Origin of the sequence: Natronococcus sp. A-GB1 (assembly GCF_029688845.1) — an archaeon.
In the GTDB taxonomy this organism is placed as follows: Archaea; Halobacteriota; Halobacteria; order Halobacteriales; family Natrialbaceae; genus Natronococcus.
On record NZ_JARUKW010000015.1, the window covers coordinates 88,452 to 100,876 of the forward strand.

Sequence of the window (12,425 nt, forward strand, 5' to 3'; positions counted from 1 at the left end):
AGGAAGTTAACACGTATTAGCACAGTACTCTTTATCCCTTGCCGACAATCATATCGCCTGTTTCTAGAATGAACGAATCCGGATCAAACTCAAAAATAGCATTACCATTGCGAATAATAATGAGGGGGTTCATGTCCGTCTTTCGTTCTGCTTCAGCAACTGTTTTCCCGGATAGATAGTCAGATGTGACCGATGCTGTGAGTATTTGTGCCTTAAATGAAGTTAACGGGGAATCGTCAAAAATAGTTGTAGCGATCATCTGCCCACTGATTGTCGCAAGAGCTTCGACAGTGGCCGCACCTGCACGATACAACTTCGTTGTGTTCTCTTCTTCGATTGCTCTGACAATAATTTCTGCATCAGGATTCATATCACTCGCTATTAGTGTCGTGAAAATCGCAGTCGTATCATTCGAAACAGTCACAATTACTGCAGAAACGTCTTCAATCCCTGCTTCCTGAAGCACGTCTGGCTGGCGTGCGTCTCCAACAATGTCTACACCAGACTTATCTTCGGTATCAAGTACTGTCACTGCCATATCCTCTTCAGATAATGCTTTTTTTGCAGCCGCTCCGGACTCTCCATAGCCGGCAATCAGCACCCGTTGGGGTATCCTTCTATGATTGGTTGATCGCAACCCAGCTTGCAAATCATTTATACTATCAGAGGTGCCAGCGATCAAAAGATGGGTAGTCTCCTCAACTTTAAAATCGGAACCCGGTAGTCTAATGAACTCGTTTTTGTCCCACGCACCGACCACAGTCACCCCATATCGTTTATGGAATCGACAATCAGCGAGCGTCGTATTACAAAAGGGGCTTTCTTCAGTAACTGAGATTTCAGCCAGTTCCAGATCATCAGTAATCTCCATCCGGTTTTCGACAATCGACATCGTAGCCGTTTTCGCTCGGACAGCGAGGCTTTCGCCAAGTAATTGCCGTGGGGAGAGTAATTCGTCAGCACCAGCGATCCGTTGGTACTCACGTAATTCTCTATCTTCGGTGACGGCGATCGTCGTTACTTCAGAATTTATCTCTCGAACAGAAAGAATGATGCTGGCATTGACATCGTCAGATGCATCCACAACGACTGCCGCAGCCTTATCGACACTAGCTTGTTCCAGAGTGGTAACGACTTCAGGATCCCCGTGTACGACTGTCTGCCCTGCTTCGTATAATTCAGTAGCTATTTCGAAGTCAGATTCGACAATTACATATTCTTTTCCCCGCGTGTCCATCTCGGAAGCGAATGATTCAGTGCGAGGAGTGACCCCACAAATGACAACATGATCCTCAAGTGTCACTGGATCTGTCGGTAGTGAAGGCTGAAATGCCGATCGGAGCCAGGGGACAACGACCGCATTGATCGCTGCAAGAATCAGACCGACACCAGCTAATTGCATTCCGATAACCAGAATATTCATCTGTGGTGTTTCCCAGGGTGCGTCCTGCCCATACCCGGTCGTGGTAAAACTCTGGAAAACTACTTCAAGCGACTGAATCATGCTCTGTGGCCGGTTCTCCCATCGGGCCATCCCAATGTTGTAAGCGACTGTGAAGATGACCGTCGTCACCATGACCAAAATCAGAAATCGCCACGTGCGTGATGACAGCCTATATACCATATTTACTGCTTTAGTTGAACTACCATGAAATTGCTCATGGTATTAGTGAACAACGCCGAGCAAGTACGCTTAGCTATGGCTATATTAAAATCCTCAAGAAGTGATAGTTTTACTGTCGTGCTGAGTATAGAGCATGGATGCAGCAGTCAATACCTGTTTATTGATGTCGGAGAGCTGGCTCTCGAAGTTTTAACGGACTCTGAATTCGAGCGCCGCGAACGCCACAGACGACTGGTCGACAATACCCGGCTTTCGTGTGGGAACAGAATATCTAGATAATCCGCTCACGGAGCTGCTCGAGCTGTTTGGCGTTGTAGACTAATTTCACCTCGTCGGTCGTCGGTGTGGCGACGCAGGTCAACCGCAGGTTCATCTCATCGACCTCCTCATCGGAGAGGCTCCGGTTGACCTCCATCTCGACCTCGCCATCAACCAGTACCGCAGCACAGTTGATACAGCCACCACCCCGACAGTAGAACGGCCAGTCGTAGCCTTCCCCCTCGGCCGCTTCGAGGATGTACTCGCCCTTTTCGACGGTCATCGTCCCGTAGGCCTCTGCCGTCAGGTCGGCCTCGGCCGCCTTCTCGAAGAGATCGTCGTCCTCCAGCGACCAGGCTCGATCCTCGATTACTTCGTAGTTGAGGAACTCGACGGTGGCGCCGACCGACTTCGGTTTCACAGAGACGACCGGAACCGGCGAGAACCGCACCGTGCGTTCGGTGACGCTCCCGAGCAGGTATCGCCTGAGGCCAGTGTGACCGTGTGTCCCCATCACGACGACATCGATCCCTGCCTCCGCCACGTATCCGGCGATCGCCTCGTGCGGCCGACCGCTCTGTGTGGCCGTGACGACCTCCACGCCGGCGGCTTCGCTCCGATCTCGGACGTCGTCGATCGGCGACGACTCCTCCTTGCGCTCCTCCGACGTGACGTGCAGTGCGTGGAGCGTCCCGCCGACCTCGGCCACGAGGTCGATCGCGTGCTCCGTGGCGGCTTCCGCTCCCTCGCTCCCGTCGGTCGGGACGAGGACGTTATTCACCTCGAAGTCGATGACGGTATCTTTGTGGACGGTCATGACGGGGATCGGAGACTCCCGGAGGGTCTGTTCGGCCACGCTGCCGAGCAGGAACCGGCCGAGCCCCGTCCGGCCCTGCGTCCCCATCACGACGACATCGACGCCGCGCTCTTCGGCATAGTCGATGATCGCCCGGTGGATCGCCGACTCCTCGTCGTCGATGATCTCCGTCTGTGCGGTAAGACCGGCCTCGGTCGCGATGCCCTCGATATCCGTCACGGCCTGTTTTGCTCGCTCTTCGCTGCCCGGCTCCCGAACGGAGACCACGGTCAGATCGGAGCCGAAGTGTTCCGCCATCCGGACGGCGACGGCTCCGGCTCGCTCCGCCACTTCGCTCCCGTCGGTCGGGACGAGGATCTCGTTGTACATACATGAGAGCACCGTTGCCGTCCCATATTAAACCCGGCTGTCATTCCAGTCTAAAGGAACCATCTACAGATGGAGCGAGCCGAATGTCTGAAACCGGGCCAATGCTCCCCCCGCGGGACGCATACGATGACGACCGGAGCAAACCTTATTTTAAACCCGAATCCGGCTGCCAATCCACAATCCGATAACTATAATTTATAACTGAAGGCTTCGAACGTCGACGTGGAAACAGATAATGTCGGTAGACACGAACAACGATCTCACTCATCATCTTGCGGTGGGTATCGGTAGCGTCGTATTCGCCGCGTTGTTGTGGGTGGCCGGATATCACGAGCAGCGAGTCGTCGGAGCAGTGCCGTGGTTCCTCCTGGTTTTGGTGTTGCTCGTCGGGCCGACGGTGAGGCTGTGGCCCGGAATCAGGCGCCGGTTCTCCGGCAACTTCCCCGTTAACTGGCGGGCGGAACTGGGGATCTGGTTCGCGATTTGGAGCGTCGTTCACCTGCTTTTCGTGTTCCACGCGAGGGACTGGGACGTCGTCGGCTACCTGGCTGACATGAGCCCGTGGGCGTTCGGATCGTTCGTGGCCGTGATCATGGCGGTCGGGCTCGCGGCTACCTCGAACAACCGAGCGTACGACTACATGGGCGGGAAAGCGTGGAAGTGGCATCAGACTGTCGGTGCGTACGCGATCTTCTGGCTCCTCACCGTCCACATCTACGACAGGGCCTATCTCCGGCCCGGGTTCCCGTCCGACGATCCGCTCCACTGGTTGTATCTGAGCACGCTCGTTCTCGTCGTCGCCCTCCAGGTCGCCGCGTTCGCCAAGGTCATCTCCCACTATCAGAAGACGGGTGAGTATCCCTCAGGGCTGAACTGATCTGCTCGGTTAAATCCCTGATTTTAGACGAGGATCATCCAGCCACCACGACGTATCCACCGACGAGTACCCACTACAGCAGAACCAAACCAGCAATCCAACCTGTGTGCCCAAAAAATCACATAACATCTCTGTCATATAACCACTGCACGATACGCGCGCTGTATTCAGCACGACTCTCTCAACAGTTCTGTTAGCTGACGGAAGTAAGCGTGTTAGGTTCGCATGCTCCACATAACGTTCGACTAACTCGGATCTCGCTTCATTACTGAATCACGGAATCGCGTTCCCGCCTACTGTTTCTCACTCGAGTTCGGGAAGAACCTCATCGCCGAAGTCCTCGACGAACCGTTTCTGCTCGCGGGTGACGTTGTGCAACAGGAGCTTGTCGACCTCGAGTGCGAGGTCCCGCTGGAGCCACTCGAGGTGGTCCTTGGGGTCGGCCGAGACCCGGACGCTCTCGGCGACCTGCTCGCGGGTGACCTGCTCGCCCAGCGCGTCGAACTCCTCGGGGGTGCGGAGCTTCTGGGTGACCGAGCCGGGGGCGCAGTTGGTACGCCACTGGTTGTAGGCACCCTCGAGAGCCGCGTCGTTGTCCTCGTCGTAGGCGAGTTGAACCTTGAGGGCGACCGGTTTCTCCGGGGCGTTCTCGCGGAACGCTTCGACTCGGTCCTCGAGGCCCTCGTGGTCGGGCGTCGCGATCGTGATCAACCCCTCGACCCAGTCGCGGGTGCCGAGCCAGCGGGCGGTCTCTGCCGAGAGCGCGGCGCCGAACAGCGGCGGCGGCGACTCGGGACGGGTGTACAGCGTGGCCCGCTCGACGTCCACCCGTCCGTGGTGGGTCACCTCCTCGCCATCCCACAGACGGTGCATGATCTCGGCGCACTCCTCGAGGCGAGCGTTGCGCTCGTCCTTGAGCGGCCACTCCACACCTGCGACCCCTTCGTTCATCAGCTGGCCGCTGCCGACAGCGAACCAGAACCGCTCGGGGTACATTTCCCGGAGCGTGGCGGCCGACTGGGCGACGATCGCCGGATGGTAGCGGTAACCGGGCGCGTTGACGGTGCCGAACGACAGCGAGGTCCGCTCCATCGCCGATCCGAGCCACGACCAGACAAACCCCGACTCGCCCTGGCGCTCGCTCCAGGGGTGGAAGTGATCGGAGGCGAGCACCGCGTCGAACTCGTATTCGTCGGCGAGTTCGACGTACTCGAGCAGGTCGCTCGGCGCAAACTGCTCGTGGGAGGCGTGGAAACCGATCTCGACCACGGCTCACACCTCCGTGGCGTCGCTTCGGGATCGCCCCTCGAGGCGTCGATCCGGCTCGGTCGCTCGAGACGGACGGCTCGCGACGAGCCAGATGCCGTCCGCAAGTCGACTGGTTCGAAGCTCGTTCCGCCTGCGGTCTACGGGCGACTCGAGGTCGTCTCGTTCGGGCGTCTCGCTCATACTGGCGCTGTCACCGTCCGTCGCCTAAACCCCGCTCCCTGAATGTGCTTCCCGCGGCCCAGCAGTATTTCCGGATCCGTCCCGTCGAAACGGGCATGCTCGTGCTCGGCGACGCCCACGCCTCCGATCCGGACCGACGGGAGAGCTTGCTCGCACACTACCGCAGACTCGAGCCCGACGCCGTGTTGCAGGTCGGCGACCTCGAGTGCTACGAGCTACCGGCGCCGACGTGGTTCGTGGCGGGCAACAACGAGGCGTTCGACACGATCGAAGTGCTGCGAAACGGGAAGCAGGAGGGAACCCGGAACGTCCACCTGCTGGCGAGTGCGGCGGCGACCGTCGAGGGCGTCCGCGTGGCGGGGCTGTCGGGCAACTACGCGCCGACGCAGTACGACCGCCTGCGCGCCGAACTCTCGGGCGATCGGCGGCGACACTTCACTCACGAGGACGTCGAGCGGGCGGCCGAGCTCTCGACCGTCGACGTCTTGCTCGTCCACGAGGCTCCCACCGGGCTGTTGTCGTACGGCTACGACCCCGGCTGCGAGTACATCGACGGGCTGCTCGAGTCGCTCTCGCCGGAGCTCTGTCTCGTGGGACACCACCATAGTCACCGCGAAGCCGAGATCGCGGGCACCCGCGTCGTGAGCCTCGCGCCGGCCTGGGAGCGCTACTACGAACTCGACCAAGAGACGCTCGCCCTCGAGAGCCACGAGCTCGACTCGAGCGAGTGACTACTGTCGAGGCGCGACGCGCTGGTGCACGAAGTTCTGAAGCCGTGCGTTGTACATCTTCGGTCGGTGGAGGTTACAGATGTGGCCGACGCCCGCGAGCACCTCGATCCGCGCGTCCTGTGCGGCGGCCCCGTGCTCGCGCTCGCCGCGACGCATGATCTTGTCGTGCTCGCCGTTGACGATCAGCGTCGGCCCGGGGTACGTCGAGAGCTTCTCACGGAAGTTCACACCGCGGACGTCCGGGCCGGCGTCGCCGAACTGCTTGGGATAGAAGCCCGCGTCGATGATCGCCGCCTCGACATCCGGTGGCAGATCGCGGTTGCGGACCCACCGGGTCGCCAGACGTTCGACGGCGCGCTTGCCGACGTCGGGTCGGGTGAGCAGGCGTGCGAGGGTACCGTTGGCCCGCGTCACCAGCCGCATCCCGCGGACGGGGTTCGCGCTGCTTCCCGTCAGCACCAGCCCGTCGACCTGCTCGGGGTGGCGGGAGGCGTACTCGGTCGCCACGTAGCCGCCCAGCGAGAGCCCGACCAGCACCGCGCTGCCGTCGGTCGCGGTCTGGATCGCTTCCTCGAGGCGGTCGATCGCCGGCTCCATCCGGAACGTCTCGTCGGCGAACGTTCCGTGTCCGGGCAGATCGTGCGCGACGACACGGAACTCGTCGGCCAGCGCCCGCCGCTGGGGGAGCCACATCTCCTTGGTGAACATCGCGCCGTGGACGAACACGATCGCCTGTGCGTCCGCCGGGCCGTCGACGTCGACGCCCTCGAGGTCGTTGCGGTCGAATATCTCCATACCCACTCAGTGTACGACGACGTGGTTAGTTCCCGGCCCGGAAACGACAACTGAGCGCCGTCGTCGACCATCGAAATAAATTCTAACGTGCGATATCAAACGAGATTGGTGGTAGCGATCGGTCTATCCCGTCACTCGAGGAAAGGATTCGGACGGCCGCTCGCGCTCAGTGGTTCTCAGTGTCGGCGTCGTCGCGACGGTCGTCGTTCGAACTCTCCGTCCGACCCAATTTCTCGTCGATCGACACCTCGACCTCGGGGCTGCGGTCCGGATCCGACGGGTCGAGTTCGGCCTCCGGCTCTCGGTCCGTCAGGGCGTCGGGGCCCGCTTCGGCGCCGCGGTCGGTCGGCTCGGTCGCCTCGAACGCGTCGGTCTCGTCTTCGGTCGCTGCGCGATTTCGATCTTCGGCGTCGAACTCGAGCGAGCGACCGGGCTCGAGAACGAGCCGATCACCCTGCCGCTCGTCCACGGCGGCTGGCTCGAGCGGGCGCGTCTCGTCGGGGCCGGTCGCCATGGCGGGCACTGCCGACTCCGGACCGTCAGTCGCGGGCGGGGGACAGACCCGGACGACGGCGCCGTCGACCGCCGCGACGACGCCGACTGTCTCGCCGTCGGCCGTCTCGACTCGCGCACCGATATCGTCGTCCGTGAACGTATCGCACATAGGATCGATCTCACGGCAGCAAAAAAGAGCGTGGTGCCTGCAGAAGTCAGCCTCGAGGCAACCGAACGCGGTAGGGGTCCGGGACGTCAGTGGGAGACGGGAGTTACTCCGTCGCGGCGGAGACGTCGTCCGTCTCGGTTTCAGTCTCCGGCGTCGGTTCGCCCGTCGGGCGAACGAACTCCCGCTCGAGGTGGACCCGCGTACTGCTGATCTCCCGGACGTCCTCGGCCTCGAGGACGAAGGCCTCGCCGACCTCCATCCGGTCGAGGCGGATCAGGATCTGGTCGAGCGCGTCGGGGCTAGGTTCGACGCGGGCCTGCTCGCCGCCGACCGACGCGACGGTGCCGATCACCTTGCCGTCGGCCCGCTCGACGAGCTTGCCGAGGTCCTCGCTCGTGAACGTTCCCTCCTCGACGTCGTCTGCGTCGCCGACGGCGGCACCTGCGACGCCAGCAGCGGCCGCTTCGGACGAGGAGACGGCTGTCTCAGCTTCCGGCGAGGCGGCAGCAGCCTCGTCTTCCGAGGAGGCGTCGGTCGTCTCGTCCTCCGGGAGGACGTCGGCCGTCTCGACGGCGACGTCGGCTCCGAGCTGTTCGCTCCACTTCGAGGAGACGATCGGCGCGACGGCGAGAAACACCATCATGACCATGAACAGCGCCAGCATGGCGGTCGCGACGACCGTGACGCCGTACGTGGCGTCGAACGCGACGATGTTCGAGGCGATACTCGCTGCGGTGCCACCGGTAGTGACGGGACTCATTGACGTTGGTCCTCACATCGCGATCCGCTCCTATGAGGATTTCTCTTCTCCGCCGTCCCGAGAGATCCGCTCATGTCGCCCGAGAGCTCCCCTCGAGCGTTCTCGGCCCAGTTATTCGATCGGAAACCGAAGAATCGCGCCGATCCCGTCGAAGGCGTCGGCGAACCGATTGCCGTTCGGGAAGTCGTCAGGCACGACCAGCGCCTCGCCGCCTTGCTCCTCGGCTCGCTCGCCTAACTTCTGGATCGACGTCCCCTCGAGAGTCGTCGAGAGCAACAGCGTGTCGACGGCCTCGTACTCGAGGGCGTCGTCGACGTCCGCGTTGCCGTACGCGACCTCGCCGGAGCCGACGTCGTCGAAAAAGCGATCGAGCGCCTCACCGACCGCCTCGCGGTCGCGCTCGTAGATCGCCTCCTGGCCCCTCTCGGCGAGCTGTTCGAGACCCTGCGTGGTGGCGTACTCGACGGTGAACTCGCCGGCGATCAGCTCCTCGAGGCGATGGTCGAGCTCGGCCTCCTCGCGGAACCGTTCGGTCGTTCCGGTCGTCCCGCCCAGCAACAGGCCGTCGATCTCGTCGTCCTCGACGAAGGTGACGGTCGCCCGCTCAGCGACGTCGCCGAAGAACTTGCGTTCTTGGCCTTCGCGGTCGCGCTCGAAGCGCTCGGCCGACTGACCGCCGGCGCCCGACTTGTCGGGGACGTCGCTGTCGAAGACGTCTATCTCCTCGACGCCCTCGTCGTCGAGCCGGCCCAGCGCCGCGCCGCCGCGCTCGACGACGAGCAGTCCGTACGTCGCCGAGGATTCGGTGACGGACTCGAGCGGCGAGAGGTCGAACTCGGTGGCGTGTGCGTAGATGGACCCCTGGATCTCGACAGGGGGGTCGTCGAACGTCGCCGTCAACAGGTCGCCGTCGGGGGCGCCGGCGTAGACAAGTAGGCCGTTGTCGGGAATCTCGTCGTACTCGCCCAGCCGATCGCGAACCGCCTCGAGGGCGTCGACGAGCGGTTTCGGGGACGACTGCTCGTCGAGCTGGGTCGCCTCGGCGTAGTCGGTCTCGACGGGCTGGCGGGCCTCGCCGATGGAGTCGCCGGGCGGAACGGCGAGCGAAACCAGGATATCCCGGTCGGCGGAAACGTTCGAGAGGCGGTCGAGTCGTTCGTGGAGGTCGTAGTTCGAGAATGACATAGGCTCGAAGATCAGCTCGAGACGACGCGAGATGCGGTCTCGAACCGGAACTAGCTTTCTCTTTGGGGAGCGGCCGATTAGGAAGCCGGCCAGCGCTCTCAAGCACGCCGTCTCAGTCGGACCGGGAGAACCGGGAGTCGTTCGGCACCGCCGTCCGATCGGACGAGTCGGCGGCGTTCGACCGCGGCCGCTCGAGCGGGAGCCGAGCGAACAGCCGTGAGCGGACGTCGACCGACTCGCTGCCGAGCACCGCAAAGCCCGCGAAGATCGTCAGGAAGCCGACGACCGCGAGCGGGGCAATCCGTTCGCCGAGGATCGCCCACCCGCCCAGCGTCGAGACGACGGGGACGACGTAGAACACCAGGTTGGCCTCGATCGCGCCTGTCTCGTCGAGCAGCGCGAAGTACGCGAGGTAGGCGAGGACGCCGGCGAAGACGCTGACGTACGCGAGCGCGGCGATCGCACTGGCGCTCCAGGTGATAGACGACGCCGACTCGCCGGCGGCAAGCGACAGCGCGTGGGAGAGCGCCGCGGCGAGGGGCAGTCCCCAGGCGATCCGGACCGAACTCGAGAGGGTCGCGTCGACCCGTCGGATGAGTACGGCGCCGAGGGCGGCGCTGGCCGCCCCGGCGAACAGGATCGCGCGTCCGAGGGCGTCGCCGCCGACCAGCATCGCGGGGTCGGGGCTGACGACGAGCGCGACGCCGACGAGGCCGAGCCCCATCCCGATCGCACCGCGACCGGAGAGGCGCTCAGTCGAGAGGAGCGCGGCCGCGAACACGGGCGTCAGGATCGGGTTGAGACTGAAGACGATCGCGCCGACGGCGCTGGTGGCGTACTGCTGGCCGACGAACAAAAGCGAGTTCGCCAGCCCGATGACCAGTCCGCCGGTCGCGAGTATCCCGATGATGTCGCCTGCGGTCGTCGGGGTAAGGTCCTCCCGCGAGAACCGGACGACTGCGTACGCGACCATGATGAGGGCCGCGATGTCGAAGCGCAGCGCCACGAACAGCAGCGGCGGGAAGTACTCGAGACCGGCCTTCGCGGCGACGAACGTGCCTCCGAAGAAGAGGCTCGCGAGCGCGAATAGGACGATCGTTCGCTTGGCGATCACCGACTGGACACCTCCGCAGTATCGAGCGTAAATAGTGTAGGTTCGAGATCTTCCATCTTGCTCTCGAGTACGAACACCGCACGTATAGGCTCGTTCGTAAAATATTTCATATCGGGAAAGGTGGAAGTCCTGCGCGGGGATTTCATAGCGTGAAAACTTTTCATGGTGCGAAACCGACTTACACTCGGAGGACGCAGCGACCGTATGGAATCGACGCTCGAGGAGATCGAGTTTCTCGCGCTGTCGGCCAACCGCGTCGAAGTCCTCGGACTGCTCGCCGACGGACGGCGAACGCGAGGCGAACTGGGCGAGGCGACGGGTGCCTCGCAGGCGACGCTCGGACGCATTCTGGGCGACTTCGAGGGCCGATCCTGGACTCGACGCGACGGCGACGCCTACGTGGCGACGGCGACGGGACGACTCGTTGCTGAGGGATTTACCGATCTCCGGGAGATTCTCGAGACCGAGATGAAACTTCGGGAGGTAATCGACTACCTTCCGACCCACGCGATGGACGTCGACCTGCAACGGCTGGCGGACGCGACGATCACTCGGCCCTCGCAGATGCGGCCGAACGCGCCGCTGTCGCGCCTGCTCGAGCTCCTGCGCGAGGGCGATGAGGTCCGGACGTTCTCCCACGCGTTCAACGAGCAGACGCTGACGGTCGTCCAGGAGCGAACGACCGCGGGCGACCAGCGGTTCAGGGGCGTCTTCTCCCGACGCGCGATCGAGGCGCTCGCCGAGGAATCGGGGCTACGAGACCGACTGCGATCGCTCGTCGAGTCCGACCGGGCCGAACTCAGAGTTCGGGACGAGGGGGTCCCGATCGCGGCGATGATCGTCGACGACGTCGTCTACCTGCTCCTTCGCGACGAGAACGGCGTCCTCCGGGCGTCGATCGACTCCGACGATCCGGCCGTCCGGGCGTGGGCCGAGGACACCTACGACCACTACTGGCGGACGGCGGATCCGCTCGAGGTCGAGGCGCTGTCATCCTGAGGTACTGAACCGCCAGCAGCACCGACTTCGATAACGGTGGCTCGTCGTCGAGTTCGCACTCGAGGTCCGTCTCCGCGTTCTGGTGTCGACAGCTATGGCTGCCGGGTTGCGAACCGCCACACAAGCGCTTTGGAAATCGCGGTCGTCTCCTGCCGACTACTGCCCCATCTATCCACTATCCTGTGCAGAGTCGGGGATCGCGTCGGCCTCGACGGAGTCCGGCACGTCGTGGACGATCACCTCGCCGTCCTCGACGGTGATGTCGAGGAGACTGGTCGCCTCGTAGGGGGTATCGTCGAGCGCGGAGTCGCCGACCTTCCGCATGACGACGACGACGTCGACGATTTCCGCGCCGATCTCGTCGAGGGATTCACAGATCGCCGCTAAGGTGCCGCCCGTCGAGAGCATGTCGTCGAGGACCACCACGCGGTCGCCCTCGGCGACGTCGTTGATGTACATCTCCGACTCCGAGTACCCCGTCTCCTGGTGGAGCGACACCTCGCCCTCGAGCCCGTAGGGACGTTTGCGGATCACCACGAGCGGGATATCGGTCTGGAGGGACACCGCGGTCGCGAGGTGGATTCCCATCGCCTCGGGGGCGACGATCTTGTCGACCTCGAGGTTGGCGGTTCGCATGACCTCGACGACGACCTCCCGCAGCAGGGCGGGCTCGAGCTGGGGGACGCCGTTGCTGATCGGGTGGACAAGGTACTCGTAGCCGTCTTTGTCGATGATCGGTGCGTCGTCGAGCGAGGCGAGCAGGCGCTCCATGGCGTGGGTTCG

At 62.8% G+C, this 12,425-nt stretch carries 13 protein-coding genes; 3 read left to right on the forward strand and 10 right to left on the reverse strand.

Going from position 1 to position 12,425, the window contains the following annotated elements; all coding sequences use genetic code 11:
- Nucleotides 1-31: 31 nt before the first annotated feature.
- Both QA600_RS16955 and fer read right to left on the reverse strand, forming a co-directional pair.
- Nucleotides 32-1,534 carry a potassium channel protein gene (locus QA600_RS16955; RefSeq protein WP_278293123.1) on the reverse strand — a complete coding sequence of 501 codons (1,503 nt, stop codon included), beginning with the start codon at nucleotides 1,532-1,534 and terminating at the stop codon, nucleotides 32-34.
- A gap of 361 nt (nucleotides 1,535-1,895) precedes the next feature.
- Nucleotides 1,896-3,068 (reverse strand): ferredoxin Fer, encoded by a 1,173-nt coding sequence (fer, locus tag QA600_RS16960; RefSeq protein WP_278293124.1) that lies wholly within the window; start codon nucleotides 3,066-3,068, stop codon nucleotides 1,896-1,898.
- 235 nt (nucleotides 3,069-3,303) lie between these two features.
- On the opposite strand from fer, the gene QA600_RS16965 reads away from it, so the two are divergent.
- The gene (locus QA600_RS16965) at nucleotides 3,304-3,945 is read left to right on the forward strand and encodes a hypothetical protein (RefSeq protein WP_278293125.1); all 642 of its coding nucleotides are present in this window, start codon (nucleotides 3,304-3,306) and stop codon (nucleotides 3,943-3,945) included.
- Nucleotides 3,946-4,248: 303 nt separating this feature from the next.
- Here QA600_RS16965 and QA600_RS16970 read toward each other — a convergent pair whose 3' ends face one another.
- Nucleotides 4,249-5,214 carry a TIGR03885 family FMN-dependent LLM class oxidoreductase gene (locus QA600_RS16970; RefSeq protein WP_278293126.1) on the reverse strand — a complete coding sequence of 322 codons (966 nt, stop codon included), beginning with the start codon at nucleotides 5,212-5,214 and terminating at the stop codon, nucleotides 4,249-4,251.
- Between the two features lie 3 nt (nucleotides 5,215-5,217).
- Nucleotides 5,218-5,394 (reverse strand): hypothetical protein, encoded by a 177-nt coding sequence (locus QA600_RS16975; RefSeq protein WP_278293127.1) that lies wholly within the window; start codon nucleotides 5,392-5,394, stop codon nucleotides 5,218-5,220.
- A gap of 95 nt (nucleotides 5,395-5,489) precedes the next feature.
- Here QA600_RS16975 and QA600_RS16980 point away from each other — a divergent pair, with 95 nt between their 5' ends.
- Nucleotides 5,490-6,125, forward strand: a complete 636-nt coding sequence (locus QA600_RS16980; RefSeq protein ID WP_278293128.1) for a metallophosphoesterase family protein — start codon at nucleotides 5,490-5,492, stop codon at nucleotides 6,123-6,125.
- Here the strand turns inward: QA600_RS16980 and QA600_RS16985 are convergent, their stop codons facing one another.
- The 5 genes from QA600_RS16985 to QA600_RS17005 form a co-directional block, all read right to left on the reverse strand.
- Nucleotides 6,126-6,920 carry an alpha/beta hydrolase gene (locus QA600_RS16985; protein WP_278293129.1) on the reverse strand — a complete coding sequence of 265 codons (795 nt, stop codon included), beginning with the start codon at nucleotides 6,918-6,920 and terminating at the stop codon, nucleotides 6,126-6,128.
- A 166-nt stretch (nucleotides 6,921-7,086) separates the two neighbouring features.
- Complete coding sequence (locus QA600_RS16990; protein ID WP_278293130.1) at nucleotides 7,087-7,584, reverse strand: hypothetical protein; 498 nt, start codon at nucleotides 7,582-7,584, stop codon at nucleotides 7,087-7,089.
- A 103-nt stretch (nucleotides 7,585-7,687) separates the two neighbouring features.
- On the reverse strand, nucleotides 7,688-8,344 hold the full coding sequence (locus QA600_RS16995) for a hypothetical protein (protein ID WP_278293131.1): 657 nt from the start codon (nucleotides 8,342-8,344) through the stop codon (nucleotides 7,688-7,690).
- Nucleotides 8,345-8,455: 111 nt separating this feature from the next.
- Entirely contained in the window at nucleotides 8,456-9,529 is a 1,074-nt protein-coding gene (locus QA600_RS17000; RefSeq protein WP_278293132.1) for a Vms1/Ankzf1 family peptidyl-tRNA hydrolase, read from the reverse strand.
- A gap of 112 nt (nucleotides 9,530-9,641) precedes the next feature.
- Nucleotides 9,642-10,643: a DMT family transporter gene (locus tag QA600_RS17005; protein WP_278293133.1), complete on the reverse strand. Its 1,002-nt coding sequence runs from the start codon at nucleotides 10,641-10,643 to the stop codon at nucleotides 9,642-9,644.
- Between the two features lie 204 nt (nucleotides 10,644-10,847).
- Here QA600_RS17005 and QA600_RS17010 point away from each other — a divergent pair, with 204 nt between their 5' ends.
- Nucleotides 10,848-11,642 (forward strand): transcriptional regulator FilR1 domain-containing protein, encoded by a 795-nt coding sequence (locus tag QA600_RS17010; RefSeq protein WP_278293134.1) that lies wholly within the window; start codon nucleotides 10,848-10,850, stop codon nucleotides 11,640-11,642.
- A 168-nt stretch (nucleotides 11,643-11,810) separates the two neighbouring features.
- Here QA600_RS17010 and hpt read toward each other — a convergent pair whose 3' ends face one another.
- Complete coding sequence (gene hpt / locus QA600_RS17015) at nucleotides 11,811-12,413, reverse strand: hypoxanthine/guanine phosphoribosyltransferase (protein ID WP_278293135.1); 603 nt, start codon at nucleotides 12,411-12,413, stop codon at nucleotides 11,811-11,813.
- Nucleotides 12,414-12,425: the final 12 nt, after the last annotated feature.

Coding starts and splice junctions, on each gene's coding strand:
- QA600_RS16975 (WP_278293127.1), bottom strand. CDS start 5,394: ATGAGCGAGACGCCCGAACGAGACGACCTCGAGTCGCCCGTAGACCGC.
- QA600_RS17000 (WP_278293132.1), bottom strand. CDS start 9,529: ATGTCATTCTCGAACTACGACCTCCACGAACGACTCGACCGCCTCTCG.
- QA600_RS16965 (WP_278293125.1), top strand. CDS start 3,304: ATGTCGGTAGACACGAACAACGATCTCACTCATCATCTTGCGGTGGGT.
- QA600_RS17010 (WP_278293134.1), top strand. CDS start 10,848: ATGGAATCGACGCTCGAGGAGATCGAGTTTCTCGCGCTGTCGGCCAAC.
- QA600_RS16980 (WP_278293128.1), top strand. CDS start 5,490: ATGCTCGTGCTCGGCGACGCCCACGCCTCCGATCCGGACCGACGGGAG.
- QA600_RS16955 (WP_278293123.1), bottom strand. CDS start 1,534: ATGGCCCGATGGGAGAACCGGCCACAGAGCATGATTCAGTCGCTTGAA.
- QA600_RS16990 (WP_278293130.1), bottom strand. CDS start 7,584: ATGTGCGATACGTTCACGGACGACGATATCGGTGCGCGAGTCGAGACG.
- QA600_RS16995 (WP_278293131.1), bottom strand. CDS start 8,344: ATGAGTCCCGTCACTACCGGTGGCACCGCAGCGAGTATCGCCTCGAAC.
- QA600_RS16985 (WP_278293129.1), bottom strand. CDS start 6,920: ATGGAGATATTCGACCGCAACGACCTCGAGGGCGTCGACGTCGACGGC.
- fer (WP_278293124.1), bottom strand. CDS start 3,068: ATGTACAACGAGATCCTCGTCCCGACCGACGGGAGCGAAGTGGCGGAG.
- hpt (WP_278293135.1), bottom strand. CDS start 12,413: ATGGAGCGCCTGCTCGCCTCGCTCGACGACGCACCGATCATCGACAAA.